The following is a 25,293-nucleotide window of genomic DNA, read 5'->3' as shown; positions in this document are numbered from 1 at the left end:
CCCGCGCATCCCTCAGCCCTGGGCTGGGGCAGCGAGCGGCAGGCGCACCGTGAAGCGCGTGGCGCCGGGTCGGCTGTCGACGGCGATCGTGCCGCCGTGCGCATCCACGACGCTCTTCACGATGGAGAGGCCGAGACCTGTTCCCCTGGTCACCGGAATGTCACCGGCCTCGGTCTCGCCGCGGGCGCGCGACGTGTCGCCGCGCACGAAACGCTCGAAGAGGTGGCCGAGCACGGCGGGGTCGATGCCCGGGCCGTCGTCGAGGACGCTGAGCATCGCGAACCGGCCATCGACGCCGAGCGTCAGCGTGACGTTGGTTCCGGGCGGCGTGTGCGCGTCGGCGTTGGCCAGCAGGTTCGAGACGACGCGGCGCAGCTGACCCTCGACCCCCACCACCTCGATGGGCTCGCCGGGGATATCGAGGTTCCACCGGTGATCGGGCCAGGCGGCATCCGCGTCGCCGACCGTCTCGAGGGCGATGAGGGACAGGTCGACCCTGCCGCGAGTGGCCTCCACGCCCTCGTCGAGTCGAGCGAGCAGGAGGAGCTCCTCGACGAGCGCGGTCATGCGGACGGACTCCGAGTCGATGCGCTCGAGCGCGCGCGCCGTGTCCTCCGGCAGGTCGGCGCGGCTGCGACGTGTCAGTTCGGAGTAGCCGCGGATCGACGCGAGGGGCGTGCGCAGCTCGTGACTCGCATCCGCGACGAACTGCCGCATCTTCGCTTCGCTCGCCTCCCTCGCCGTGAAGGCGCGGGAGATGTGCCCGAGCATCGTGTTGAACGCCTGCCCCATGCGCCCGACCTCGGTTCGAGGGTCGGCGTCACGGGGGTCGACGCGCACGTCGAGCGCGGCGTCGCCCGAGGTGAGCGGCAGTTTCGAGATGCTGGTCGCGAGGTGCTCGACCCGTTCGAGCGGGGCCATGGATGCGCGGATCCAGCGAGACGTGAACAGGGCGGCGAGCGCGATGCCGAGCAGCCCGATGAGGCCGATCATGAGACTCAGCGTGGTGGTCGTCGCGTTGACGTCGCCGAGCGGGAGGGCGATGACGACCCCGTACCCGGCGGGCCCTTCGCTCGCCTGCGCCCTGACCTCGCCGATGCCGTCGACGGTGACCGTGTGCGCCCGCCCGTCCAGGGGCACGCTCGCGAGCGACTCCGCGGTGCTCGGCGAGATGATGACGACCTCGCCGAGGCTGTCGAGGGCGCCGGCGGAGATGACCTCGCCGCCGTCGATGACCGCCCCGACCGTGCCCTCGGCCTGGCCGGGAAGCTTCAGCACGAAGGTCGCGTTCGGCGTGAGCGACAGCGGCCCGCCCGTGTCGCCGGGACCGGATGCGCCCTCGCGTCCGCGGTCGCTGGCAGAGAGCAGCTGCTGGTCGAGCCGGTCGACGAGCACGTTGTGCAGCAGCGAGACGCTCACGGCGCCGATGACGGCGGTGACGGTGACGAGCGTCGCGACGAGGCCGAGGACGAGCCTCCGGCGAAGCGTCATCGGTGCGCGGCCCTGCGGGGCGGCCGCTTCGGCATGCCCTCCCTGCCCGGCGAGGGGCGAGGTCATTCCGTGGCCTTGAGCATGTACCCCACACCGCGCACCGTGCTGATCATGGGCTCCCGGCCGGCGTCGACCTTCTTGCGCAGGTAGGAGATGTACAGCTCGACGACGGTCTCTCGCCCGCCGAAGTCGTAGCTCCAGACGTGGTCGAGGATCTGTGCCTTCGAGAGCACGCGGCGGGGGTTGCGCATGAGGAAGCGGAGCAGCTCGAACTCGGTGGCCGTGAGCTCGATGAGGTCGTCGCCTCGGCGAACCTCGTAGCTCTCCTCGTCCAGGCTGAGGTCGCCGACGCGGAGTACTGGGTCGTTCGCGGTGCCCTGCGTGAGCATGGACCGACGCACGAGGCCGCGGACGCGCGCGATGACCTCCTCGAGGCTGAAGGGCTTGGTGACGTAGTCGTCCCCGCCCGCTGTGAGTCCGGCGAGACGGTCGGCGAGTGCATCCTTCGCGGTGAGGAAGAGCACGGGCAGCGTTTCGTCGTCGGCGCGGATGCGGTGCAGCAGGCTGAGCCCGTCGGTGTCGGGGAGCATGATGTCGAGGACTGCGGCGTGGGGTTTGAACTCTCGGGCGACCTTGATCGCGGAGGCACCATCCGCGGCGGTGCGGACTTCCCAGCCCTCGTAGCGCAGCGCCATCCGGAGCAGGTCGGTGAGCGAGGGCTCGTCGTCGACGACGAGCACTCGGATGGCGGATCCGTCGGCCGCCGTGAGCTTCGGGCCGAGCCGCGAGCTCGACTGATCGGTTGCAGGCATGGCTCCAGTCTCCTCTTTCTTCTATGGAGCATCTATGAGCCGCCTGGGCGTGGAGTATGCGCGGTCAGGAGAAGAGCGTCTCCCCCACGTAGCCGCCGTCGCGCGCGCCGGGCGGGATCGCCCAGATGCCGCTGCCGGTGTGCTTGAGGTACTCGTTCAGGAGGTCGGTGCTGAGCGACTGCTGCACGCGGATGAACTGCTCCGGATCGCGCTGGTAGGACAGGAAGAAGAGCCCTGCGTTGAGCCGGCCGAGCTCGTCGTTGCCGTCGACGAAGTTGTAGCCGCGGCGCAGGAGCCGGGCTCCGGCGTTCTTCGCGGGGTGGGCGAGAGCGACGTGCGAGTTCGCGTCGATGGCGGGCTGCCCGAAGGTCGTGTCGCTCTCGACCACGAAGTCGGGCTCGGTGAACTCCTCGCCGCCGCTGAGCGGGGCACCGGCTCGCTTGTCGCGGCCGATGATCTGCTCCTGCTCCTCGAGGCGCACCCGGTCCCACGACTCGATCATCATGCGGATGCGCCTCGCCACCAGGTAGGAGCCCCCGGCCAGCCAGTCGGGGCCGTCTCCCGGGGCGACCCAGACGTGCTCGGCGGTGGCGCTCGTCTCTTCTGCCTTGACGTTCGCCGTGCCGTCCTTGAAGCCGAAGAGGTTGCGCGGCGTGGCCTGGCTCGTCGACGTCGACGAGGTGCGCCCGAAGCCCAGCTGCGACCAGCGCAGGATGACGCGGCCGAAGCCGATGCGCGTGAGGTTGCGGATGGCGTGCACCGCGACCTGGGGATCGTCAGCGCAGGCCTGGATGCACAGGTCACCGCCGGACAGCTCGCTCTGGAGGGCGTCGCCCGAGAACCGCGGGAGCTGCGTGAGCTTCACGGGCTGCCTGCTCGCGAGCCCGAAGCGGTCGACGCCGTCGCCGTCGACGAAGAGCGTCGGCCCGAAGCCGAACGTGACGGTGAGCGCCGACGGAGGCAGTCCCATGGCCTCGCCCGTGTCGTCCGGCGGGGCGAGCGGGGAGCCGCCGACGGCGCCCGACGCTGAGACGTCGAGGCCCTGCACGAGCCGCGACGACGCGTAGCTCCAGTCCTGCAGCAGCTCGATGAGCTCCTCACGGGTTGTGCCCTCGCGCACGTCGAAGGCCGCGAAGTGAAGCCGGTCCTGGGCTGGCGTGACGATGCCGGCCTGGTGGTCGCCGGAGAACGGATACTGGGTGCCGCTGCCCGCGTGAGTGCTGGCACCGGCCCCGGTCGCGGCCGCGATACCGAAGCCACCGGCACCGCCGGCGGCGATGCCCGCGGCGCCCGCACCGAGCAGCCCGAGCAGCCCGCGTCGAGAGAGGCCACCACTTGCGGGAGCCGCCGGGTCGGAGTCCGCCACCGGGTCGGAGCTCGCCGCTGGCCGACGTGCCGCCGTCGATCCGGACCTCACGTTCCCTGCTCGCGCATTTGCGCCGTCGGGTTCGCGCCCGGTCTCACCTGCGCTCACGGCGCTCCTTCTGCTGATGGTTCACGTGGTGCCGTCCCGGGAGATTCCAGCGGAAATCCGAGCACGGACCGGAGTCCCGTCAGTCAGGGTGACGAGGGGTCGCATCGCCGTGATGAAGGGCACTCAGCGACGCCACGTCACCCTGACTGGCGGCGTGCGTCTCGGAGAGGCTACGCCTGCAGGCCGAGCACCGTGGTCGTGAGCTGCGAGAGCGGCTCGGCGAGCGCATCCACCTGCGTGGAGAGCTCCTTGACCTGGTCTGGCGTGAGGTCGCGGTAGTTGGTGAAGCCCTCCTCGTAGCTGCCGTAGCTGCCGAGGAGGTCGTTCAGCGCCGTGAACTCCGTGCTGATGGAGTCGGCGATCGCTGTGCCGTCCTCTCCCTTCGACCGGGCGACGTCCTCGACGATGCCGAAGGCGACTTCTGCGCCCTCGACGTTCGCCTTGAAGTCGCTGAGGTCGGTGCCGGACCACCAGTCCTCCTCGCCGGAGATCTTGCCCGTCGCGACCTCGTCGAGCAGGCCGATCGCGCCGTTCGTGATGTCCTCGATGGAGATCTCGAATTCCTCGCCGTTCACGAGGTCGGCGAGCTCCTGGATGTCGGCGACGAGCTGGTCCGCGTAGGCGGTGCGTTCCTCGGGCGTGGAGGGCGCCCAGTCGAGGAACGCGTCGGTGTCGTCGGAGTTCTTGTCGCCCGGCTGCGGCTGCCAGAGGTCCTTCTCGATGCGGTGGAAGCCGGTCCAGTCGAGGCCCTCGGCGACGGCGTCGACCTCGCGGTAGTCGATCTTCGGGTCGAGGTCGCCGAACGCCTCGGCGGTCGGCTCGATGCGCTCGTAGGGCACGCGCGCCGCGGCGAACAGCTCGCGGGCCTTCGCGTCGTCGCCCGACTTGTAGGCGGTGGTGAACTGCTCGACGAGCGGCACGAGCTCGGAGACCTGGTTGCGCAGGTAGGCGGTGTAGCTCGTGACGGCCTCGTCGTAGGCGGCCTGGTCGTCTGCCGCGACCTCCACCGCCTCGCCGGAGACCTCGAAGGCCGTCTGCCCGATGCCCTCGCCGATCATGCCCGGCTTGCAGACCGTGAAGTAGCTGCCCGGCTGCGCGACGACGGAGAGCTGGCGGCTCGTGCCGGGGGCGATGTTCTCGACCTCGCCCACGATGCGCAGGCCGTCGTCGGCGAGCAGGTAGAACTCGGTGACGCGCTCGCCGTCGTTGGTGACGTCGAAGGTGATGGGCCCGCTGGCGGCGGCTGCGCCGGAGACCGTGCAGTCCGAGTCCGTACTCGAGACGGCGAGCGACGACGCTGAGTCAGCCGGCGCGTTCGGCACGCAGCCGGTGAGGGAGACGAGGGCCGCGGCCGACAGCAGTCCGGCGGCAAGTGGCTTGAGGTGCATGGGTGTCCTTCTTTGAGGGCGCGTGTCTAGAGCGCGGCGGTCGCCGCAGGCTGGGGTGAGGTTGTGGTCGCGTGCCGCCTGCCGGAGCGGGTGCGGATGGCGAAGAGCGTGGCGGTCGGGATGAGGTACGCGAAGTAGGCCAGGATCTCGAGCTTCGTCATCTCGGGAGTGAAGCCGAGCGTGCCCTTGAGGAGCGCGCCGAGGAGCCCGTCCGGCGGGATGATCTCGGGGATGCGGAACGCCCACGCGTTCTCCCCGAACCAGGCCTGCAGTGCTGCCGGTGCGGTCTCGGGGGCGGCGATGAAGGGTCCAGGCAGCACCGCGGCCTCCTGGAGGTCGTGGATCGCGTAGGCCACGATGCCCGCGGCGAAGACGATGAGGAGGGCGCCGGTCCAGGTGAAGAACGTGGAGAGGTCGATGCGAACGACACCACGGAAGAGGCCCCAGGCGAGCCCGACCGCGATGAGGAGGCCGAGGATGGCGCCGAGGAAGCCGAGCACCCAGCCGTCACCGGAGCGCGTCGTCGACCAGACGAAGAGCGCGGTCTCGAGGCCCTCTCGCGCGACGGAGACGAAGGCGACCGCGACGATGCCCCAGCCGCTGCCCCCGAGGTGGCGATCGACCTGCCCCTCAAGGTCGTGCTTGAGCGTCTTCGAGACGCGGAGCATCCAGAACACCATCCACGTCACCATGGCGACGGCGACGAGCGACAGCGTGCCGCCGATGATCTCCTGGGCTTGGAAGGAGAGCCCGTAGGCGCCGAACGTGAGCACCGCGCCGAGGATGAGGGAGGCGACGACCGCGAACGCGACGCCGAGCCAGATGCGACGCACGATGTCCGGTCGTCGGATTCGCCGAGCGTAGGCGATGAGGATGCCGACGACGAGCGCCGCTTCGAGGCCTTCGCGGAGGCCGATGAGGAGAGAGCCGAGCATGCTGGATTCCTGGGCGTGAAGAGAACGGGCCGGCGGGCGTGAGGGCCAGCCAGAGCCCAGGCGTCCATACGCGGTAGGCCAGGTAAGGCTTACCTTTTGTGAAGGTACACCTGCCTTCGGGGATTTGCCAAGTTCCGTTCAGGTCAGAGCCCGTCCGGCGTCCCAACTCCTCCCGAGGCCAGTGCGCCAGCGCTCTCGAAGTGCGCTGAAGTACCGTGGTGCGCGGCCCGCGGTCCCGCGGTGCAGAGACTCGACCAGGAGGATCACCCGTGCAGACCATCGACACCAAGCAGCTCGCAGAACTCGGCGAGCAGGCCACCGTCATCGACGTTCGCGAACGCGATGAGTTCTCTGCCGTGCGCATCCCGTGGGCCAGCAACGTGCCGCTGAGCGAGCTCACGGATCGTGTCGACGAGGTGCCGGAGGACGGCCCCGTGTACCTGATCTGCGCCGCGGGGGTCCGCAGCGAACGCGCCGCCGCGTACCTCGAGCAGCAGGGCAAGCCGGTCGTGAATGTGCTCGGCGGCATGTCCGAATGGGCGGGGTCGGGGTTCACGGTCGAACGCGACTGAACGACCCACGGTCGGCTGCCCGCCGTATACTCGCCATTCCTTCGCCGATCGACCCGAGGCAGACCTCCCCAGCCATCCTGTCGGGTGGGGAGTTCTCCCCTGGATCTCGGGTGTGCCGTGCGTCGATTCTCGCTAGCGTTGAAGCCCCCAAGATCGCGAGCCCTGCGGCGCGACGAGTCACCGGCGATGGGAGCTGAGTGTGAACAGCCCACGGCATCTTGCGCGCGCCCGTGATGCCTCGACCCGCCTGGCATCGCAGCCGAGCGTGGACCCTCGGCTGCAGCTCGAGCAGCAGCACCGCGCAGCTCAGCTGGACCCGTTCGACCGCACCCTCCCGCGGCGCGCGATACGGGCGGCGTCTGCGCCTCTGTTCATCCCCGGGTTCCGCTACTACCCGCCGGTCTCGCGCCTCGGCGCCGCCCGATAGCGGCACGCTGAGGCCCCCGCTTTCCGGTCGCGTCGGTGCGCGGATGCATGCGGCCGGGCCTGTGGATGACCAAGCGGATGTCGGTCGTCGCGCCTAGGGTTGCTTGCATGGTCGCAACGCACGAGACAGAAGCCCCCGCCAGGTCAGGGACCCTGCTCGAGCGAGCGCAGCGGGTGCTGCGCGAGGTCTTCGGCTACGACGACTTCCGCGGCGACCAGGCCCAGATCATCGAGCGCCTCTGCGCTGGCGACGACGCTGTCGTGCTCATGCCGACCGGTGGAGGCAAGAGCCTCTGCTACCAGGTGCCCGCGCTCGTGCGAGAGGGCACCGGAGTGGTCATCTCGCCCCTCATCGCGCTCATGCACGACCAGGTCGGCGCGCTCGAGCAGCTCGGCGTGCGCGCCGCGTTCCTGAACTCCACGCAGTCGATCGACGAGCGGAGAGACGTCGAGCGGCAACTCCTCGCGGGCGAGCTCGACCTCATCTACCTGGCCCCCGAGCGCCTGCCTGTCGCCGCCGACCTCCTGAGTCGCACCAACATCTCGCTGTTCGCGATCGACGAGGCCCACTGCGTCGCGCAGTGGGGGCACGACTTCCGCCCCGACTACCTGAACCTGTCGATGATCGCGGAGCGCTGGCCAGGCGTCCCCCGCATCGCCCTGACGGCCACCGCGACGAGCGAGACCCGGCAGGAGATCGTCGACCGGCTCGTGCTCGGCGACGCGAAGGTGTTCGTGGCCAGCTTCGACCGCCCGAACATCCAGTACCGCGTCTCCCCGAAGGCCACCCCGAAGGCGCAGCTGCTGCGCCTCATTCACGAGGAGCACCCGGGCGACGCCGGCGTCGTGTACTGCCTGAGCCGCAAGTCGGTCGAGAACGTCTCCGAGTGGCTGCGGGGACAGGGCGTGAACGCGCTCGGCTACCACGCGGGGATGCCTGCCGAGACGCGTGCGCGACACCAGGCGAAGTTCCTCCGCGAAGACGGGGTCGTCATGGTGGCGACGATCGCATTCGGCATGGGCATCGACAAGCCGGATGTGCGCTTCGTGGCGCACCTCGACCTCCCCAAGAGCATCGAAGGCTACTACCAGGAGACTGGTCGCGCGGGCCGAGACGGCCTGCCGTCCACCGCCTGGCTGGCCTACGGCCTGAACGACGTGGTGCAGCAGCGCCGCATGATCGCGGAAGGCGAAGGAGACGCGCAGCGCAAGCGAGCGCAGAGCCAGCACCTCGACGCGATGCTCGCGCTCTGCGAGACCGTCACGTGCCGCCGCGTGCAGCTGCTCGCCTACTTCGGGCAGCTCAGCGAGCCGTGCGGCAACTGCGACACGTGCATCTCGCCGCCCGACTCGTGGGATGGCACGATCGCGGCGCAGAAGCTGCTCTCAACCGTGCTGCGACTCGACCGCGAGCGCAACGGCCAGGCGTTCGGCGCCGGCCAGCTCATCGACATCCTCACCGGCAAGACGACCGACAAGATCACGCAGTGGAAGCACGACGAGCTCTCGACGTTCGGCATCGGCAAGGATCTCGGCGACACGGAGTGGCGCGGCGTCATCCGCCAGCTGCTGGCCGCGGGGGTGCTCGCTGTGCGCGGCGAGTACGGGGTGCTGGCGCTGACGAGCGAGGCCGCCCCGGTGCTCCGCGGCGAGCGGCAGCTCATGTTCCGCAAGGAGCCCCCGAAGCCGGCCGGCTCGAGCGGGCGCCGCTCGCGCGGGGAGTACTCGGGTCGCTCCGGCGGCGGGAGCGCGGCAGCGGCAGCCCTCACGGAGTCGCAGCGCGAGGTCTTCGAGCGGCTGCGCACCTGGCGCGCCGAGACCGCGAAGGAGCAGGGCGTGCCCGCCTACATCGTGTTCACGGATGCGACCCTCGCCGCCATCGCCGAGGTCAAGCCGCGCCAGCACGCGCAGCTCGCCGCCATCTCCGGCGTCGGTGCGGCGAAGCTCGAGCGCTACGCCGACGACGTTCTCGACGCCGTCGCCGACCAGTAGCGCCGCAGCCCTGGCCGTCGCGCGGCTACGACAGGACTCGGTGGACGCGCAGCGCTTCGACGACCAGCGCGTGGTCCTCGTGCATCTCGAGGCCGCTGACGCCGACCGCGCCGGCGAGGGTGCCGCCGATGCGGATCGGGAAGGCGCCGCCCGCGGCGGCGTACTCGCGCGGGTCCAGGAGGGAGTCTGCGGCGAAGTCCTCGCCGTCCGCCTCGTACGTGTATCGGACCGCGAGGGTCGAGTGACCGAAGTGCTCGACCACCCGGAACTTGCGGGCGAGCCAGGCGTCATTCAACGCGGAGGAGCCTGGCGTCGCGGCGTGGAACGCACGCTGTCCGCCGAGCACGACCGAGACGGCGACGCTGTGGCCGCGCATGATCGACTCGTGGCGCAGCCAGGTGCCCACCTGCCACGCATCCTCGAGCGTGAAGCTCGGGAAGTCGAGCTCCTGCTCCTCGGCGTGCAGGATGCTCAGGATCTCGCCGGCGGGCAGGCCGGCGTACGGGGGTGGGGTGGTGGAGCTCATGGGTGACCTCGGTGTGCACGGCAGTCTCGGACTGCGGATGGGCTGGGGGTTTCGGCACGACGGCGTACCTGCTGCGAGCATAGCCCTCCTGCGCCCTTTTGTCATGACATATGCACATGCAGAGTTCAGTCTCCGGGATGACGCGATACATCGCGAGTTGCGGCAGGCTTGACGCATGCGCACTCTCCTCAACATCATCTGGCTCCTGCTCTCGGGCTTCTGGCTCTTCTGCGGCTACATGCTGGCCGGCGTGCTGCTCTGCATCCCGATCATCACGATCCCGTGGGCCATCGCCTCGTTCCGCATCGGCCTGTACGCGCTCTGGCCCTTCGGCCGCGATGTCGTCTCACGGCCGAACGCCGGTGCCTTCTCCTTCATCGGCAACGTCATCTGGTTCGTGCTCGCTGGCTGGTGGCTTGCGATCGGTCACATCGTCTCCGGTATCGCGCTGTGCGTCACCATCATCGGCATCCCCATGGGCATCGCCGATTTCAAGATGATCCCGATCTCCCTCTCGCCGCTCGGCAAGGAGGTCGTCGACCGCGACAACGGTCCGTTTGCGGCCGCCCGCCGCTGACCAGCCTCCTGAGCGCGCGAAACGGCCGGCACCCCGCAGCGGGTGCCGGCCGTTCTCGCATGATCCACGCAGCGGACGCTGCGCCTACTTGGCGGGCACGTCCGGGATGTCGTCCTCCACTTCGCGGATGACGGCGATGTCCTGCGTGTAGCCGCCGAGCTGCTCGAGCTCGTGGGCGAGCTCCTCGAGTTCGGCGCCTCCGGCCATCTGCGCGGTGAGCTCGTCGAGGGTGATGTCGGCCTTGTCGTAGTAGCCGATCGACTTGCCTCGCTTCAGGAGCAGGAAGCTGTCGCCGACGGGGAACGCGTGGTGCGGGTTGTGGGTGATGAAGATCACGCCGAGTCCGCGGTCGCGCGCCGCGAGGATGTAGCGCAGCACCACACCAGACTGCTTGACGCCGAGGGCGGCGGTCGGCTCGTCGAGGATGAGCGCCTTCGCCCCGAAGTACACGGCGCGGGCGATCGCGACGCACTGCCGTTCGCCGCCTGAGAGCTGGCCGATGGGCTGGTCGACGTCGCGAAGGTCGATGCCCATGTCGAGCAGCTCCTTCTTCGTGATGTCCTTCATCTGCTCGACGTCGAGGCTCTTGAACGGGCCGAAGCCCTTCGTGAGCTCGGAGCCGAGGAAGAAGTTGCGCCAGATCGGCATGAGCGGCACGACCGCGAGGTCCTGGTAGACCGCCGCGATGCCCCGTTCGAGGGCCTCGCGAGGCGACTTGAGGTGCACCGACTCGCCCTCGATGAGGAACTCGCCGTCGGTGTGCTCGTGGCGTCCCGCGATGATCTTGATCAGCGTCGACTTGCCGGCACCGTTGTCGCCGAGCACGCACGTGACGCGCCCCGGGTCGACGTCCATGTCGACGCCCTGCAGGGCGAGGATGTTGCCGTACCGTTTGCCGGCTTCCCGGAGCGAGATCAGGTGCGCGCCCTGGTCTGCCGACGCCGACTGCTGCGCATCCGTCACTGTTGCCTGATTCGTTGCCATTACTTCTGCTCCGCCCTCTTCTTGACGACGAGGTTCACGATCGTGGCCATCAGCAGCATGAGGCCGAGGAAGAACTTGAACCAGTCCGGGTTCCACTGGGCGTAGACGATGCCCTTGTTGGCCATGCCGAAGATGAGGGCGCCGATGGCACCGCCGATCGCCGAGCCGTAGCCGCCGGTGAGAAGGCAGCCGCCGATGACGGCCGCGATGATGTAGAGGAACTCGTTGCCGATTCCCTCGCCCGACTGCACGACGTTGAAGGCGAACAGGTTGTGCATGCCGAGGATCCAGGCGCAGAAGCCGACGCCCATGAAGAGGCCGATCTTCGTCGCCGTGACGGGGACGCCGACGGCGCGGGCCGCGTTCTCGTCGCCGCCGACCGCGAAGATCCAGTTGCCGATCTTCGTGCGCATGAGGATGAACGTGGCGACGAGCACCAGGGCGATCCAGATGAAGACGGTGACGTTGACGTTGACGCCGAGGACCGGGATCTCGCTCGCGAAGATGGCCTTCGCCGATGCGAAGCCGTCCATGTCAGCGATCGCGGGGCTGGAGACGCCGCCGCCGACGAGGCGGGTGATGCCGAGGTTCAGCCCCGTGAGCATGAGGAACGACGCGAGCGTGACGATGAACGACGGCAGCTTCGTCTTGATGAGCAGCCAGCCGTTGATGAAGCCGACGACGAGGGCGAAGACGAGCCCCATGAGCACGCCGACCCACACGTTGGTGGCGAAGTACCAGCTGAAGAGGGATGCGGTGAGTGCCGACGAGATGACGGCGACGCCGGCGGAGAGGTCGAACTCGCCGCCGATCATGAGCAGCGAGACGCCGACGGCCATGATGCCGATCGTGGAGGCGCCGTAGAGCACGGTCGCGAGCGACGTGACCTGCGTGAAGACTGGGGCGGCGACCGCGAAGAACACGAAGACGACGATGGCGCCGACGACGGCGCCCATCTCGGGCCGGCCGAGGATGACGGAGAGCGGCGAGCGCTTGCCGACGCGCTCGTCGGTGGTGACGGGGGCCGAGCCGGTGTTGGGCGACCGGGGGGATGCTGCGGTTGGTGTTGAGGTTTGAACCATGACTGCACTTCCTTGTGAGGGGTCGGGATGGCCGCGCTGGCGGCCACCCCGACCGTGGTTCGCTGGTTAGCGGATGCCCTTTTTGGCCTCTTCGAGGACGACGGCCGCGTTGCTCTCGTCGATGATCGTCGGGCCGGTGAGCACGGGCTTGCCACCGCCGAGTGCGAACTCGCCGTTGTTCTGCAGCCAGAGCGAGTCGACGGCCATGTACCCCTGGAGGTAGGGCTGCTGGTCGACCGTGAAGGCGACGTCACCGTCGACGATGGCCTGCGCGAGGTCCGCGTTGAGGTCGAACGACGCGACCTTGGCGCTCGAGCCGGTCTCGGAGACCGAGTCGATGGCCGTGAGGGTGAAGGGAGCTCCGAGTCCGATGACGACGTCGGTGTCGGGCGTCGACTGCAGCTTGGCGGAGATCGTCGACTTGACCTGGGTCATGTCGGTGCCGGTCACGTAGAGGATCTCGGTGGCTGGCACCTTCTCCTTGATGCCCGCGCACCGCGCTTCGAGGCCGACGTGGCCCTGCTCCTGGATGATGCAGAGGGGCTTGGTGTAGCCGAGCTCGGTGATCTTGTCACCGGCGGCCTGGCCCGCGACGACCTCGTCCTGGCCGATGTAGGTGAAGGCGCCGAACTCGAAGGCTTCCTTGCTGCCGCCGTTGAAGGCGACGACGGGGATGCCGGCGTCGACGGCGGCCTTGATGGAGTCCTCGAGCGCGTCGCCCTTGGCGATGGTGACGGCGATGCCGTCGACGCCCTGGTCGATGGCCTGCTGGATCAGCTGAGCCTGGTTCGGAGCCTGCGGGTCAGACGAGTAGAGCAGTTCGACGTTGTCCTTCGCCGCCGCCGTCTCGGCGCCCTTGCGGACGATGTCCCAGAAGGTGTCGCCGGGGGCGGCGTGAGTGATCATCGCGATCTTGATCGAGGGCGTGTCTGCGACGCCGGCGACTGCGGGGTCCTCCGCCGTTCCGGTGTCGCGTCCACCTGCGGAGGAGCAGGCGGTGAGTGCGAAGACCGGCACCATGGCGAGTGCGGCCAGGCCGAACATGAGACGTTTCTTCTTCACGAAAACTCCTTTGAATGCCGTGATGGCGTCAGTTGTGCGCTCGACGAGACAGCCGCTGGGGGACGGCGTCTTGAGAAGCCCACGTGTGCTCGCTCGGTCATCCTTGTCCGAGAGCAACGAGCACGTCACTGACTTGTCATGACAATAGCTCAACAGGTGTATTAAGCAAACCTTTTCTTGTGAAGACCGCATCACGGATCGGTCTCAACCCCAGAACGGCGGGCGACCGAGACTCGATCACCCGCCGTCCGACGGTACGTTTCGACGCGCGCTCAAGAGAGCACCGGCTCCTCCCGGCCACTCGCGAGCGAGCGCGTCGCCGCCTCGGCGACAGCCTGCGCGCGAAGCGCCTCGCGCAGTGACGGCGACGGCGAACGCGCATCCTCGAGCGCACCGACGAACTCCGCGAGAGCCGCGGCGTACGTGGGCTGCACACGCTCGAACCAGCCAGCGTGCATCCCCGACTCCGTCACCGTTCCGCTCCCATACCTGGCCACCTGGCCCGACCTGTGCCGCTTGGCTTCGACCAGCCCCTCCGAGCCGAACACCTCGATGCGCTCGTCGTAGCCGTAGCCGGAGCGACGGATGCTGTCGATCTGCACGAGGGCACCGTTCGCGAGGCGCACGGTGGCGATCGACGTGTCGACGTCGCCGTACTCGGCGACCCTGGGTTCAGCCAAGGCACTGCCCGTCGCGGACACGGCGACCGCATCGAGGCCGGTGATCCAGGTCGCGAGGTCGAAGAAGTGCACCGTCTGGTCGCGCATCTGCCCGCCGGAGACCGCGATGTACTCGAGCGGCGGCATGGATGGCCCGCGGCTCGAGAGCTGCAGCAGCTCGACGTCGCCGACCTCGCCCGCATCCACGATTCGCTTCACCTCGGAGTAGTCGCGGTCGAAACGACGATTGAAATCGACCATCGCGGTGATGCCGGACGCCTCGACGTACGCCACCGTCTCCCGGGCGCGCTCGAGATCGAGGTCGATGGGCTTCTCGCAGAGCGCTGCGATGCCCGCGTCGGCCGCGAGCCGAAGATGCTCGGAGTGCTTGTTGGTGGAGGACGCGATGAGCACGGCGTCGACCTGCGCGGCATCGAAGACCTGCGCGAGCGAGGGCACGGCCGCTGCGCCGTGCGAGACGGCCAGCCTCTCTGCCCTCGCGAGGTCGACGTCGTACACGTAGCGGAAGTCGACATCGGGGTTGGCCGCGAGGCTCTGAGCATGGACGGCGCCGATGAACCCGGCGCCGATGAGCGCGAATCTCTGCATCTCAGTTGCCCCCTGCCACACGGAGTTCAGCGTCGGCGGCCGCCACCTCGGCTTCGTGATCGACAACGCTCGCCGGCACGACCCACGCCCCATCGGCGTCGTGCGAGGCAGCGACGGCCTCCACGAACTGCACACCGATGAGACCGTCGATGCCCGTCGGGAACGACAGCTCGCGGATGGTCGACGGGCGCGCATCCCGTCGCGCCTCGAGCTCGTCGGCGAGGTCGCGGTAGAAGTTGCCGAACGCCTCGAGGAAGCCCTCCGGGTGCCCGAGGCCGACCCTCGTGAGCCTGGCTGAGTCCTCGGAGAGCGAGGCGAGGCCGTGCGTGAAGACCGTGGTCGTGCCCTCGAGGTCCTGGAAGGTCAGGTGGTGCGGGTCCTCGTGCTGCCACTCGAGACTTCCCTCGTCGCCGAAGACGCGGATGCGCAGCCCGTGATTGTGGCCAGTCGCGGCCATGCTCGCCCAGAGCCGACCCGGGACCTCGTCACTGAACTCGAGTGCGACCGTCGCATTGTCGAAGACCTTCCGACCAGGCACGAGAGTGTGGAGCTGCGCCGAGACGCGATCGGCCTCGAGGCCGGTGATGTAGCGAGCGAGGTGGTAGCCATGCGTGCCGAGATCGCCGACGACGCTCGGGAACCCCGCCACGTCGGGGTCCGTGCGCCAGCTCGCCTGCTTGTGGCCGGTCAGCTCGAGCGGCGTCGCGGCCCAGCCGGAGGCGTGTTCCACGTCCACGAACGTGAGCCGGCCGAGGCGACCGTCGCTCACCATGCGTGCCGCCTCTCTGACCATCGGATACGCCGAGTAGCAGTGCGGCACGGCGAGGATCACGTCGTTGGCCGCCGCGAGGTCGACGAGCTCGCGAGCTGTCGCGGAGTCCCGCGTGAGCGGCTTCTCGCACACGACGTTGATACCGCGCTCGAGGAACGCCTTGGCCACCTCGAAGTGGCTGTCATTCGGCGTCGCGACGACGGCGATGTCGATGCCGTCCTCGCGTGCGGCCTCAGCTTCCGCCATCTGCTGGTACGTGTCGTAGGTGCGCTCAGGCGCGACCCCGAGGGATGCGGCCACTCCGGCCGACTGCTCACGGTCGCGCCCGAAGACCCCCGCGTCGAGCGAGTACCGGTCATCCATCCGCATCCCGAAGCGATGCGTCTTGCCGATGTCGGCGCCGATGCCGCCCCCGACCATTCCTGCGCTCAGCCGGCGCGCGTTCTGTGTGCTCATGCCACCCTCGTTGCTCATCGGATGCGTGCCCGGCAGTGCTTGCTGCTGCTTGCTCGCGTGTCTTGGACAAATATAGATCGGTGCAAATAGTTCCACACTGCGACGGAAAAGGCCATACGCTGGTGGCTCGACCGAAGCGCAGTCAGGAGGTGACACCGTGGAGGAGACCCAGAAGTCAGCCTCGACCCCCGTCACCATCCGCGACGTGGCCGAGCGGGCCGGTGTCTCCAAGTCGCTGGTCTCGCTGGTGCTGCGCGATGCCCCGCACGTGAGCGACACCCGCCGCGCGGCCGTCCTCACCGCGATCGCGGAACTCGGCTACCGCCCCAACGCGCACGCCCGCGGACTCTCCCGCGCCAAGACCCGAACCGTCGGGCTCGTCGTCAACGACCTCCGCAACCCCTGGTTCGTCGAGCTCCTCGAAGGGGCCTCCGCGACGCTCCACGCCTCCGGCTACGCGACGCTCCTGACTGACAGCCGCACCGACCAGCGCATCGGGCGCAGCTCGCTGGATGCCCTCATCCAGCAGGGCGTCGACGGCATCGTCGTCATCGGCACCACCTCAGAGGGTGACGCCGTCGCCCGCATCGCCGACGACGTGCCCGTCGTGCTCGCCGGCACCCTCGACCCCGACCTTCCCGCGGTCGACATCGTCACGAACGACGACGAGGCCGGCGCCCGCCAGGTCACTCGCCACCTGCTCGAGCTCGGCCACACTCGCATCGCCTACCTCCGTGGGCCCGGTCGAATCAGCGAACTGCGGGAGCAGGGCTTCCTGCGAGCCATGACCGAAGCCGGACTCGCCGCTCACGCCGTCGTCGAGGCTGGCGGCATGAGCGAGGAGAGCGCGCATGCGGCCGCCGGACGGCTCCTCGGGGCCCCGGAAGGCGAGCGGGTCACCGCGATCTTCGCCTTCAACGACGCGTCCGCCATCGGCGTGCTCTCGGTCGCCAACACCCTCGGACTGCGGGTGCCCGCCGACCTGTCCGTTGCGGGCTACGACAACTCCCCGCTCGCGAAGTTCCAGGTGGTGTCGCTCACCTCCGTCGACACCGGCAACTTCGCCATCGGAGTGCAGGCCGGCACGCTCCTCCTCGAGCGGATGCAGCACCCCGTGCAGCTCCAGCGCGTGCAGCGCGTTGCAACGAGTCTCGCCGTGCGCGGCTCGACCGGCAGCGCACCGGCCTGACTTTCGCGGCGGCTCGATCGCAGCGCTTCTGCCTCACCGCCGCATGATGGCCTGAACCCTGCGCGATACTGACCGGGTGACCCCGAACATCCGCGACGCCACCGTCGACGACATCCCCGCGATCACCGAGATCTACAACGAGGACGTGCTTACGACAACCGTCAACTGGAACGCCGCCACCGTCGACGAGGACGACCGCCGCGCCTGGTTCGCCGGCCGAGCAACCGCCGGACTTCCGGTCCTCGTCGCTGTCGACGAACTCGGCGCCGTGCTCGGCTACGCGACATACGCCGACTTCCGCACCTTCTCGGGCTACCGGCACACCGTCGAGCACTCGGTGTACGTGCGAGGCGAAGCCCGCGGACGAGGGCTCGGCAAGGCACTGACACTCGCGCTCATCGACCGCGCCCGGAGGGCAGGCAAACACGTCATGGTCGCCGCCATCGACGCAGACAACTCGGCATCGATCAGCCTGCACGAGCGCCTCGGCTTCACGCACGCGGGTCGCCTCGACCAGGTCGGCACGAAGTTCGGCCGCTGGCTCGACGTGATCTTCCTGCAGCTCATCCTCGACGCCGGCGGCCCGGGCGACGCCGGGCGAAGCTAGCAAGACTCCTGACCAACATCGGTGCAAAAATCGGGCCGTCGAGCTCGGTGCAGACTCCAGGCGGCGATTCTGCACTGATGTTGGTCACGAAGGCGCCAAGCAGTATGCGCCACAGCACCAACGAGCTGAGCTGCTACTCGACGACGACTCGGAACGCCGAAACCGGGCTGTCGACGGCACCGCGCACATGACTGCCCGCGGCGGCCGACGCCCGCAGGAACTCGACGACTTCGACCGTGATCTCCTCGCCAGGCAGCACGTTCGGGATTCCCGGCGGGTACGCGGCGAGCGAGTCGGCGGAGATGCGCCCGATCGCATCCGCCCACGGAACTGTCTCGGCGTCGGCGAGGTAGGCGGCGCGGGGGCGGATGCGCATCTCCCCCGGTCCAGGCATCGGCGGGATCGTGACAGCAGCGTCGCCTGGCACCTCGGTGGCGGGCGGCGCCGCGGTGGCATCGGCCGCGATTGCGGCGAGCGCGTCCAGCAGGACACGCGCATCCGGCGTCTTGCCGATGCCGACGACCGCGACGACGCAGCTCACGGTGGCCATCTCGACCATGACGCCGAACTCGCGGGCGAGGCGCAGCCGCACGGTGTGCCCGTCGAGGCCCGTCGCGCGGATGTCGACGGGGATGCGGAACGGGTCGATCGCGACCGTCGACGGGTACGCGTCGAACTCGTCTGAGACGACCGGGAAGCGACCGTCGGCGCGGAACATGTCGCGGGCGGCGAGCACGGCGTCGTAGGACGCCTCGAGCAGGTCGCGGCGCTCGACGAGGTCGCGACGATCGAGGTCCAGCGACGCGAGCAGCAGCGAGCTCTCGCTTGTCGACGCGGTCATGCGGTGGGCTCGCTCGACGTGCGGTTCGAGCGCCCGAGCGATGGGACCGTGCCCGAGGTGCACCAGCGCACTCTGCGAGAGCGACGAGGTGAGCTTGTGGGTGCTCGTGACGACGAGATCAGCGCCGAGGCGCACAGGAGAATCGGGAAGCTCGGGAAGGAACCCGAAGTGAGCGCCCCAGGCGGCGTCGACGATGAGGGCGGCACCGGCCTCATGCACCACCTCGGCGATGCCTGCGACGTCGGCGACGGCGCCGAAGTAGCTGGGCGAGACGATGTAGACGGCCGCGACGTCGCCGCCGCCGGATGCGCGTCGCTCGGCCAGCGCATCCGCGACCGCGGCGGGGGTGACCCCGTGGGCGATGCCGTGCTCGAGGTCGACTTCGGGCAGCACGAAGCTCGGCGACGACCCGCCCAGGATGATGCCGTCGACGAAGCTCGAGTGGGCGCTGCGCTGCATGAGCACGCCCTCGCCGAGCCCGCGCGCGGCGAGCGCAGCCATGCGGTTGCCCATCGAGGAACCGCCGGTGAGGAACCAGGTTCGGGATGCACCCCACGCGTCCGCGGCGAGACGTTCGGCCTGCTCGCGGGGTGACCCGTCGCCGAGGTCGATGCCGTCGAGCAGTGGCGTCACGTCGAGTTCGAGGACCCGCTCGCCGAAGTACTCCGCCTGACCCAGGCCGAGACCGGTGGCGTCGGCGCCGTGGCCTGGCACGAGGAAGGCAGTGGGGTCGCGGGCGGCGTGCACGGCGAGCGCGGCGGCGTATGGCGCCCCTGCGGTGTCTCGAGTCGCGCCGGTCGAGTTCTCGAGGGACATCGCGCTCTGAGTCGGGTTCGCCGACGCCCCACTGAAGTCGTTTTCAGCGTCGTCGTAGGCGAACGTCGGAACCTCGGGTGCGTGCGTCATGTCTCCATCGTGCCAGGGTCGCTTGCAAGAGAGAATGGCAACTTGACGGTATGGCTTCAGTCGTAGACTGAAGCCATGTCACACCGCCAGGCGCCGAATCTTCCCGACTTCAGGGGGCTGGCAGCGTTCGACGCCGTTCTCGCGGAGGGCTCCGTCGCCGCGGCGGCGAACAGGCTCGGATGGAGCCATCCGACCGTCGATCACCATCTCCGGCGACTCGAGCAGCAGGCAGGCGTCAAGCTGCTGGAGCGCGGCCCCCGTGGCAGCACCCCGACCGCAGCGGGCCGCGTCTTCGCAGTCCGCGCGAGGCAGCTGCTCGAGGCCGGCCGCAGGGCGTTCACAGAACTCGACGCCTGGCTCGACGACGAGCGGCGACTCGTGCGCTTCGGCATCTTCCCCACCCTCGGCGCGCTCGTCGTCCCCGGCATCCTGCGCCGAGCGGAACTCGCGCGTCTCAGCCTCGAGCTGACACTCGACGAGTGCGAACGGCTCGCTAGACAGCTGGAGCAGGGCCAGCTGGACGCGGCCGTCCTCTTCCAGGCCCCAGGGCTGCCGACGCCCCTCTCAGCCGAGGTCACGACCGAGCTGCTCTTCGCTGAGCCCCTCGTTCTGGCGGTGCACCGCTCGCATCCCCTCGCCACCACGGAGCCGAGCGAGCCCATTCGAGAGTTCACCGAGCTGCGGCAGGACCGGTGGGCGTTCGGCGCATCGGGCGGCGACACGCTCGACGAGGCCACGCGCGAGCTGTGCGGGCGGGCCGGTTTCGAAGCGAGCACGGGCATGCACTCCGACGACTACCCCGCGATCCTCGGGATGATCGCGGCGGGGCAGCTCGTCGCCATCGTCCCCGCTTCGGTCGCTACCTGGCACGACGATGCAGTCGCGTTCCTGCCCATCGATACTGCGACGCTCACCCGCGAGGTCGTGCTCGCCACACGGGAGGAGCCTCCGGCCGCGCTGAGAGACGCGATCGCGGGGGCACTGTCGGAACTCAGGACTCGCTGAGGCGGCCGTCTCCCGCCTTGCCAGCCGATTGCGTCACGGTCGGAAACCTCCCGGTGACAAGCCCTAGGGTCGTGTTGTTCTAACAAATGGCGGAAGGCGAACAGTGACCAGCAACGTTCCTGAACTCGGACTCAACGACGGCACCACGATCCCCGCGATCGGCTTCGGCACCTTCCCGCACGCCGGCGAGGACTCCGCCGGACCCACACGCGAGGCGCTCTCGCTCGGCTACCGACTCCTCGACACCGCCATCAGCTACGACAACGAGGAAGCCGTCGGCAGGGGCATCCGTGCGTCCGACGTACCGCGCTCCGAGATCGTCGTCACGAGCAAGATCCCCGGCCGCTTCCACGGCTACGACGAGACGCTCACCGGCTTCGACGAGTCGATCGCGCGCCTCGGCCTCGAACAGCTCGACCTGCTGCTCATCCACTGGCCGCTGCCGCGCCTCGAGAAGTACGTCGACACCTGGCGCGCACTGGTGCAGCTGCAGAAGGACGGCCGGGTGCGGTCGATCGGCGTCTCGAACTTCACCCCGGAGCACCTGACGAAGATCGTTGACGCGACCGGTGTCACACCCGCCGTCAACCAGGTCGAGCTGCACCCGTTCTTCCCGCAGGCCGCGCTGCGCGAGTTCCACGCGGAGCACGGCATCGTGACCGAGGCCTGGAGCCCGCTCGGTCGCGGCGAGCTGCTCGAGCATCCCGTCGTCGTCGAGGTCGCTGCCGCGCACGGCGTCTCGCCCGCGCAGGCCATCCTCCGCTGGCACGTCGAGCTCGGCTCGGTGCCGATCCCGAAGTCGCGTTCCACCGAGCGCCAGGCGAAGAACCTCGACATCTTCGGCTTCCAGCTCGACCAGGCAGAGGTGGATGCGCTCTCCGGCCTCGAGCGCGGACGCATCTGGGACCAGGACCCGGACACCCACGAGGAGTTCTAGCCCCCAGGCCTCGCGCTCGGGCCTGCCCGTTCCGGCCCTCAGCGCAGCGACGGCAGAGAGTTGTGGCCCGGTGCTGCTCATCGACGGATGAACAGCACCGGGCCACAATCCTGTGCTCGCGGCGGCGGCGGGGACCGCTTCAGCGCTACAGCTCGTTGCCGCTCACGGCGAACGTGTCGCAGGCGCCCGTGCCCTGCTCGTAGCCGGTCACGAACCAGTTCACGCGCTGCTCGCTGGTGCCGTGCGTGAACGATTCCGGGTTCACCTGGCCCTGCTGGCCCTGGATGTGGTCGTCGCCGACGGCGGACGCGGCCGAGAGCGCCACGTCCACCTGATCGCGCGTGGGCGGTTCGAGGAGCGTCACACCTTCGGCGGTCTCGGTCGTCGCGGCCTCGCCGAGCCAGGCACCGGCGAAGCAGTCGGCCTGCAGCTCGATGCGGACGCCGTCAGACGTGGGCCCGGTGTCGGTGCGGTTCGTGGTGTCGAAGACGCCCATCTGATGCTGGATGTGGTGGCCCCACTCGTGTGCGACGACGTACATCTCGGCGAGCGGGCCGTCCTGCGCGCCGAGCTGCGAGGTGAGCAGCTGGAAGAACGACGTGTCGACGTACATCGAGGAGTCGCCTGGGCAGTAGAACGGGCCGACCGCGTTGGATGCGGTCCCGCACGCCGAGCTCGTCTGGCCCTCGTACAGGATGAACCCGGGCTGCTCGTACGTGACGCCCACGGCCGCGCTCTCCGTCTCCCAGAAGTCGGCGAGCGAGTTCTGGACGCCGACCATGCGGCAGTCGATCTGCGCGTTCGCGTCGGCACCGGTCTGGCACTCCTCGGCGAGCCCGCCACCCTCGACCTCCTCCTGCTGTGACTGCTGGCCCTGGTCGACGCCGCCGACGATTCCCGTCAGGTCGACGCCGAGGAACTGCGAGGCGAGGAACGCCACGATGAGCAACCCGATCGAGCCGCCGCCGATCGCGGCCGTCTTGGCCCCCCGGCCGCGCTTCTGCACGCCGCTCGTGTCGAGCTTCGCGTTCTCGTTGAAAGTCATGCGCGAAATCTACTCCGCTGCACGGCGGGCGTGGGCCTCGACGCGAGAGCGTGCCCAAAATGAGGCCGGGCGGGGAGCGGACGCAGCTCGCGCCGCATCCGCTCGCCGCATCCGCTTCTCACCACACGGCACCGGGCCGTCCGGTTCGCCCTCGTCACTCGAGGATGCCCACGACCTTCGTCTGCGTCATGTCCTCGTATGCGAACCGGACCCCTTCGCGACCCATGCTGCCGTACTTGGCGCCGCCGAACGGCATGGCGTCGAAGCGGTAGTCGGAGGAGTCGTTGACCATGACCGCCCCGGCCTCGAGCTCACGCGTCGCCCGCATCGCGGTGCTCAGGCTGCTCGTGAAGACCGCCGCATGGAGGGCGTACTCGGGCTCGTTGGCCAGGTCGACGGCTTCCTCGAACGAGGAGAACGTCTCGATGACGACGATGGGCGCGAACGCCTCATCGGCCCACACGCACTGGCTGCGCGGCACGTCGGCGAGCACCGTCGGCGGGAAGAACGCGCCGTCGGCGCGCCCGCCTTCGAGGAGCCGCGCGCCGGCGGCCACGGCGGCCTCGACCGACTGCTGTGCCGAGTCCGCGGCGGCCTCGCTGATCATGGGGCCGACATCCGTCGACTCCTTCGAGGGGTCCCCGGTCGTCAGCCTCGACGTGGCCGCGACGAACTCGTTCCGGAACCGATCCGCGACCGACTCATGGACGATGATGCGCTGCGTGCCGATGCAGTTCTGGCCTGCGGCCCAGAAGGACCCGGACACGCAGCGCGCGACTGCCGTGGTCAGATCCGCGTCGCCGAAGACGAGGACCGGGGCGTTGCCGCCGAGTTCCATCGAGACCTTCTTGATGCCCGCGGCCGCTGCGATCGCCTCACCAGTGCGGAAGCCGCCGGTGAAGGACACCATCCGGATCTCGCGCGCGGAGACGAGTGCCTGCGAGAGCAGTCGGTTGCCGTGCACCGTGGTGATGACCTCGGCGGGCAGGCCGCTCTCGACCAGCAGGTCGACGAGGAGCCTCGCCGTGAGCGGGGTGAGCTGCGAGGGCTTGAGGATGACGGAGTTGCCGCCGGCGATCGCCGGACCGATCTTGTGCGCGACCAGGTTCAGCGCGTCGTTGTACGGCGTGATCGCGAGGATGATGCCGAGCGGTTCGCGCGTGAACCACCCGGTTCGCGTCTCCGATCCTTCGAACGCGTCGAATGGAACGACTTCGCCTGCGTTGCTTCGTGCTTGCACCGCGGACAGCTTGAGGGTGTTCTGGCAGCGCGCGACTTCCTTTCGCGCCTGCACGATGGTCTTGCCCGCTTCGGCGACGATCAGTCGAGCGACCTCGTCCGACCGCTGGCCGAGGAGGGCGGCGGCGTTCTCCAGGACAGTCGCGCGAGCGTGGCGTGACAGCGCGCGGGCGACGAGGCTCCCTGATCGGGCTCGCTCGATGATCTCGGGGAGGTCTTCCGCGGAATGCTGGCGCACGTGCCCGACGACCGCTCCGTCTGCGGGATTCGTGACGACCAGCTCCTCCCCGGTGGCGACCAGACCCGGCGCATGTCCGACGACGGACAGCCGGGCGGTCACAGAGTGACCCCGACGAGGTCGACGAGCTCTGCAGCCGCGGCTCGTTCGCTCGTGCGCGTGGCGGCGTCGATGGCGATGATGTCGGAGAGCAACGCGTACGCCGTCTCGACACGACCAGCTCCTGGGCCCGAGACGGTGACCTGTCCGAGGAGGTCGGTCGTGAACGTCACAGCGTTCGTGGCCCCCGCGATGCCGGCGAGCGGGTGCTCTTCGCCCAGCGCGACCGGCCTCACCGCAGCTGTCACGCCCCCGTCATCCGTTCTCGTCGCCGATCCGATGAGCTTCCATCGAAGCCCCTGCTCGCTGGCCTCGCGGATGTCGGCGTCGCTGATGCCGGAGATGCCCTGCGTGTCGATGCTGGCGAGGGACACGTCGACGCCCAGCACCTGCTGGGCGAGGATCGCGACCTTGAGCCGCACATCCGAGCCCTCGATGTCGGCGGTCGGGTCCGCCTCCGCGTACCCGAGCTCCTGCGCCTCGCGGATGGCCGCCTCCAGTGTCGCGCCTGCTTCGCGTCGCCCGAGCACGTAGTTGCTGGTCCCGTTGAGGATGCCCTCGACGGACGTCGTCGTGAGCCCTGGCAGCATCTGCTGCGCGAACCGGAGGATCGGCGTGCCGCTGAGCACGGCCCCCTCGAACTCGAAGGACAGGCCGCGTTCCTCGGCGAGCGCCGTCAGCGCTCGGGCGTGCAGCGCCACCGGGCCCTTGTTGGTCGTGGTGACGTGCTTGCCGGATTCCAGCGCCCACCGGACGTGTGAGGCGGCGGGCTGACCGTCGACGGGGTTGGTGAAGGTCGCCTCGACGACGATGTCGGCAGGGCAGTCCTGGATGACGTCGTGGTTGCGTGGGTCGGCGCTTCCTCCTGGGAGCGCACTGAAGTCCGCCCCGCGCGGCATGGCCAGCACTGCGGCGAGGTCGATGCCGTCCGGTTGCACAAGCGATCCGAAGGCGAGGTCGGTGATGGCGACGACCCTGAGGCTGAAGCCGAGCTGTCGGGTGAGTCGTTCAGCGTCACTGCTGATGAGCTCTGCGAGTGCGCGGCTGACGCCGCCGAATCCGATGAGGGCCAGGTCGTACGTTCTCACGGTGTCTCCTTCTGGTCGAGGTGACCTCAGCTTGGGCGGCACCTGCGTCAGGCCGATGCTGTCTTTTCGCCGCTGTCGCCTGACGTTTCGGCGGTGCGACTGCCGTTTCGCCTGCCCTCGTCGTAGGGGCTTGTGGAACCCGGTGGCGGATGCATACTTGGGAAATATCCCAGAGAGATGCAATATAGACACCACCACGTGACTATGTAGCACTCGCAGCATCCTGGTCACGACACAGAACTCAAAGGTGAGCCATGTCCCCTTCAACGCATACCGAGCTGC

23 protein-coding genes are annotated in these 25,293 nt (G+C 69.1%); 8 read left to right on the top strand and 15 right to left on the bottom strand.

The window, feature by feature from the left end; genetic code table 11:
• Window positions 1-12: 12 nt before the first annotated feature.
• The 5 genes from C5B97_RS02015 to efeU form a co-directional block, all read right to left on the bottom strand.
• Entirely contained in the window at window positions 13-1,557 is a 1,545-nt protein-coding gene (locus C5B97_RS02015) for a cell wall metabolism sensor histidine kinase WalK (protein WP_104310457.1), read from the bottom strand.
• Window positions 1,554-2,303: a response regulator transcription factor gene (locus C5B97_RS02010; protein WP_104310456.1), complete on the bottom strand. Its 750-nt coding sequence runs from the start codon at window positions 2,301-2,303 to the stop codon at window positions 1,554-1,556. The genes C5B97_RS02015 and C5B97_RS02010 overlap by 4 nt, the downstream gene beginning before the upstream one ends.
• Window positions 2,304-2,367: 64 nt before the next feature.
• Complete coding sequence (efeB, locus tag C5B97_RS02005; RefSeq protein ID WP_104310455.1) at window positions 2,368-3,669, bottom strand: iron uptake transporter deferrochelatase/peroxidase subunit; 1,302 nt, start codon at window positions 3,667-3,669, stop codon at window positions 2,368-2,370.
• 278 nt (window positions 3,670-3,947) lie between these two features.
• Complete coding sequence (efeO, locus tag C5B97_RS02000) at window positions 3,948-5,165, bottom strand: iron uptake system protein EfeO (protein WP_104310454.1); 1,218 nt, start codon at window positions 5,163-5,165, stop codon at window positions 3,948-3,950.
• A 26-nt stretch (window positions 5,166-5,191) separates the two neighbouring features.
• On the bottom strand, window positions 5,192-6,100 hold the full coding sequence (gene efeU / locus C5B97_RS01995) for an iron uptake transporter permease EfeU (protein ID WP_104310453.1): 909 nt from the start codon (window positions 6,098-6,100) through the stop codon (window positions 5,192-5,194).
• A 269-nt stretch (window positions 6,101-6,369) separates the two neighbouring features.
• On the opposite strand from efeU, the gene C5B97_RS01990 reads away from it, so the two are divergent.
• The 3 genes from C5B97_RS01990 (at window position 6,370) to recQ (ending at window position 9,090) form a co-directional block, all read left to right on the top strand.
• The gene (locus C5B97_RS01990) at window positions 6,370-6,672 is read left to right on the top strand and encodes a rhodanese-like domain-containing protein (protein ID WP_104310452.1); all 303 of its coding nucleotides are present in this window, start codon (window positions 6,370-6,372) and stop codon (window positions 6,670-6,672) included.
• A 265-nt stretch (window positions 6,673-6,937) separates the two neighbouring features.
• A complete protein-coding gene (locus C5B97_RS17840) occupies window positions 6,938-7,099 on the top strand; it encodes a hypothetical protein (RefSeq protein WP_181026855.1) in 162 nt (53 codons plus the stop codon).
• Window positions 7,100-7,206: 107 nt separating this feature from the next.
• Entirely contained in the window at window positions 7,207-9,090 is a 1,884-nt protein-coding gene (recQ, locus tag C5B97_RS01980) for a DNA helicase RecQ (RefSeq protein ID WP_258067833.1), read from the top strand.
• Between the two features lie 25 nt (window positions 9,091-9,115).
• On the opposite strand, the gene C5B97_RS01975 is transcribed toward recQ, so the two are convergent.
• A complete protein-coding gene (locus C5B97_RS01975; protein WP_104310449.1) occupies window positions 9,116-9,616 on the bottom strand; it encodes a heme-degrading domain-containing protein in 501 nt (166 codons plus the stop codon).
• Window positions 9,617-9,791: 175 nt separating this feature from the next.
• Here C5B97_RS01975 and C5B97_RS01970 point away from each other — a divergent pair, with 175 nt between their 5' ends.
• On the top strand, window positions 9,792-10,193 hold the full coding sequence (locus tag C5B97_RS01970) for a YccF domain-containing protein (RefSeq protein WP_104310448.1): 402 nt from the start codon (window positions 9,792-9,794) through the stop codon (window positions 10,191-10,193).
• A gap of 84 nt (window positions 10,194-10,277) precedes the next feature.
• Here C5B97_RS01970 and C5B97_RS01965 read toward each other — a convergent pair whose 3' ends face one another.
• The 5 genes from C5B97_RS01965 to C5B97_RS01945 all read right to left on the bottom strand — a co-directional run bounded on the left by C5B97_RS01965 (window position 10,278) and on the right by C5B97_RS01945 (window position 15,817).
• Entirely contained in the window at window positions 10,278-11,177 is a 900-nt protein-coding gene (locus C5B97_RS01965) for an ATP-binding cassette domain-containing protein (RefSeq protein WP_104310447.1), read from the bottom strand.
• Window positions 11,177-12,259 carry an ABC transporter permease gene (locus tag C5B97_RS01960; RefSeq protein ID WP_104310446.1) on the bottom strand — a complete coding sequence of 361 codons (1,083 nt, stop codon included), beginning with the start codon at window positions 12,257-12,259 and terminating at the stop codon, window positions 11,177-11,179. Before C5B97_RS01960 ends, C5B97_RS01965 begins: the two co-directional genes overlap by 1 nt.
• Window positions 12,260-12,325: 66 nt before the next feature.
• Window positions 12,326-13,303, bottom strand: coding sequence for a substrate-binding domain-containing protein (locus C5B97_RS01955; protein WP_104310606.1), 978 nt, complete (start codon window positions 13,301-13,303; stop codon window positions 12,326-12,328).
• A gap of 290 nt (window positions 13,304-13,593) precedes the next feature.
• Window positions 13,594-14,589 carry a Gfo/Idh/MocA family oxidoreductase gene (locus C5B97_RS01950; protein WP_104310605.1) on the bottom strand — a complete coding sequence of 332 codons (996 nt, stop codon included), beginning with the start codon at window positions 14,587-14,589 and terminating at the stop codon, window positions 13,594-13,596.
• A 1-nt stretch (window position 14,590) separates the two neighbouring features.
• Window positions 14,591-15,817, bottom strand: coding sequence for a Gfo/Idh/MocA family protein (locus tag C5B97_RS01945; RefSeq protein ID WP_104310445.1), 1,227 nt, complete (start codon window positions 15,815-15,817; stop codon window positions 14,591-14,593).
• Between the two features lie 157 nt (window positions 15,818-15,974).
• Between C5B97_RS01945 and C5B97_RS01940 the strand changes: the two genes are divergently transcribed.
• Window positions 15,975-17,006, top strand: coding sequence for a LacI family DNA-binding transcriptional regulator (locus C5B97_RS01940; protein ID WP_104310444.1), 1,032 nt, complete (start codon window positions 15,975-15,977; stop codon window positions 17,004-17,006).
• A 76-nt stretch (window positions 17,007-17,082) separates the two neighbouring features.
• Entirely contained in the window at window positions 17,083-17,613 is a 531-nt protein-coding gene (locus C5B97_RS01935) for a GNAT family N-acetyltransferase (RefSeq protein ID WP_104310443.1), read from the top strand.
• 133 nt (window positions 17,614-17,746) lie between these two features.
• On the opposite strand, the gene C5B97_RS01930 is transcribed toward C5B97_RS01935, so the two are convergent.
• Entirely contained in the window at window positions 17,747-19,360 is a 1,614-nt protein-coding gene (locus C5B97_RS01930) for an aminotransferase class I/II-fold pyridoxal phosphate-dependent enzyme (RefSeq protein WP_258067832.1), read from the bottom strand.
• A gap of 75 nt (window positions 19,361-19,435) precedes the next feature.
• Here C5B97_RS01930 and C5B97_RS01925 point away from each other — a divergent pair, with 75 nt between their 5' ends.
• Together C5B97_RS01925 and C5B97_RS01920 are read left to right on the top strand one after the other, a co-directional pair.
• The gene (locus tag C5B97_RS01925; protein ID WP_104310442.1) at window positions 19,436-20,365 is read left to right on the top strand and encodes a LysR family transcriptional regulator; all 930 of its coding nucleotides are present in this window, start codon (window positions 19,436-19,438) and stop codon (window positions 20,363-20,365) included.
• 103 nt (window positions 20,366-20,468) lie between these two features.
• Window positions 20,469-21,302 carry an aldo/keto reductase gene (locus C5B97_RS01920; protein ID WP_104310441.1) on the top strand — a complete coding sequence of 278 codons (834 nt, stop codon included), beginning with the start codon at window positions 20,469-20,471 and terminating at the stop codon, window positions 21,300-21,302.
• 145 nt (window positions 21,303-21,447) lie between these two features.
• On the opposite strand, the gene C5B97_RS01915 is transcribed toward C5B97_RS01920, so the two are convergent.
• From C5B97_RS01915 to C5B97_RS01905, 3 genes are all read right to left on the bottom strand, one after another.
• Window positions 21,448-22,347: a neutral zinc metallopeptidase gene (locus C5B97_RS01915; protein ID WP_104310440.1), complete on the bottom strand. Its 900-nt coding sequence runs from the start codon at window positions 22,345-22,347 to the stop codon at window positions 21,448-21,450.
• 154 nt (window positions 22,348-22,501) lie between these two features.
• Window positions 22,502-23,926 carry an aldehyde dehydrogenase family protein gene (locus tag C5B97_RS01910; RefSeq protein WP_244295812.1) on the bottom strand — a complete coding sequence of 475 codons (1,425 nt, stop codon included), beginning with the start codon at window positions 23,924-23,926 and terminating at the stop codon, window positions 22,502-22,504.
• The gene (locus tag C5B97_RS01905) at window positions 23,923-25,011 is read right to left on the bottom strand and encodes a homoserine dehydrogenase (protein ID WP_104310439.1); all 1,089 of its coding nucleotides are present in this window, start codon (window positions 25,009-25,011) and stop codon (window positions 23,923-23,925) included. The genes C5B97_RS01910 and C5B97_RS01905 overlap by 4 nt, the downstream gene beginning before the upstream one ends.
• Window positions 25,012-25,293 lie beyond the last annotated feature (282 nt).

It is taken from the genome of Pseudoclavibacter sp. RFBB5, assembly GCF_002931555.1.
In the GTDB taxonomy this organism is placed as follows: domain Bacteria; phylum Actinomycetota; class Actinomycetes; order Actinomycetales; family Microbacteriaceae; genus Pseudoclavibacter.
The sequence above is the reverse complement of the archived record's forward strand: the minus strand, read 5'-3'. Positions and strand labels throughout refer to the sequence as shown.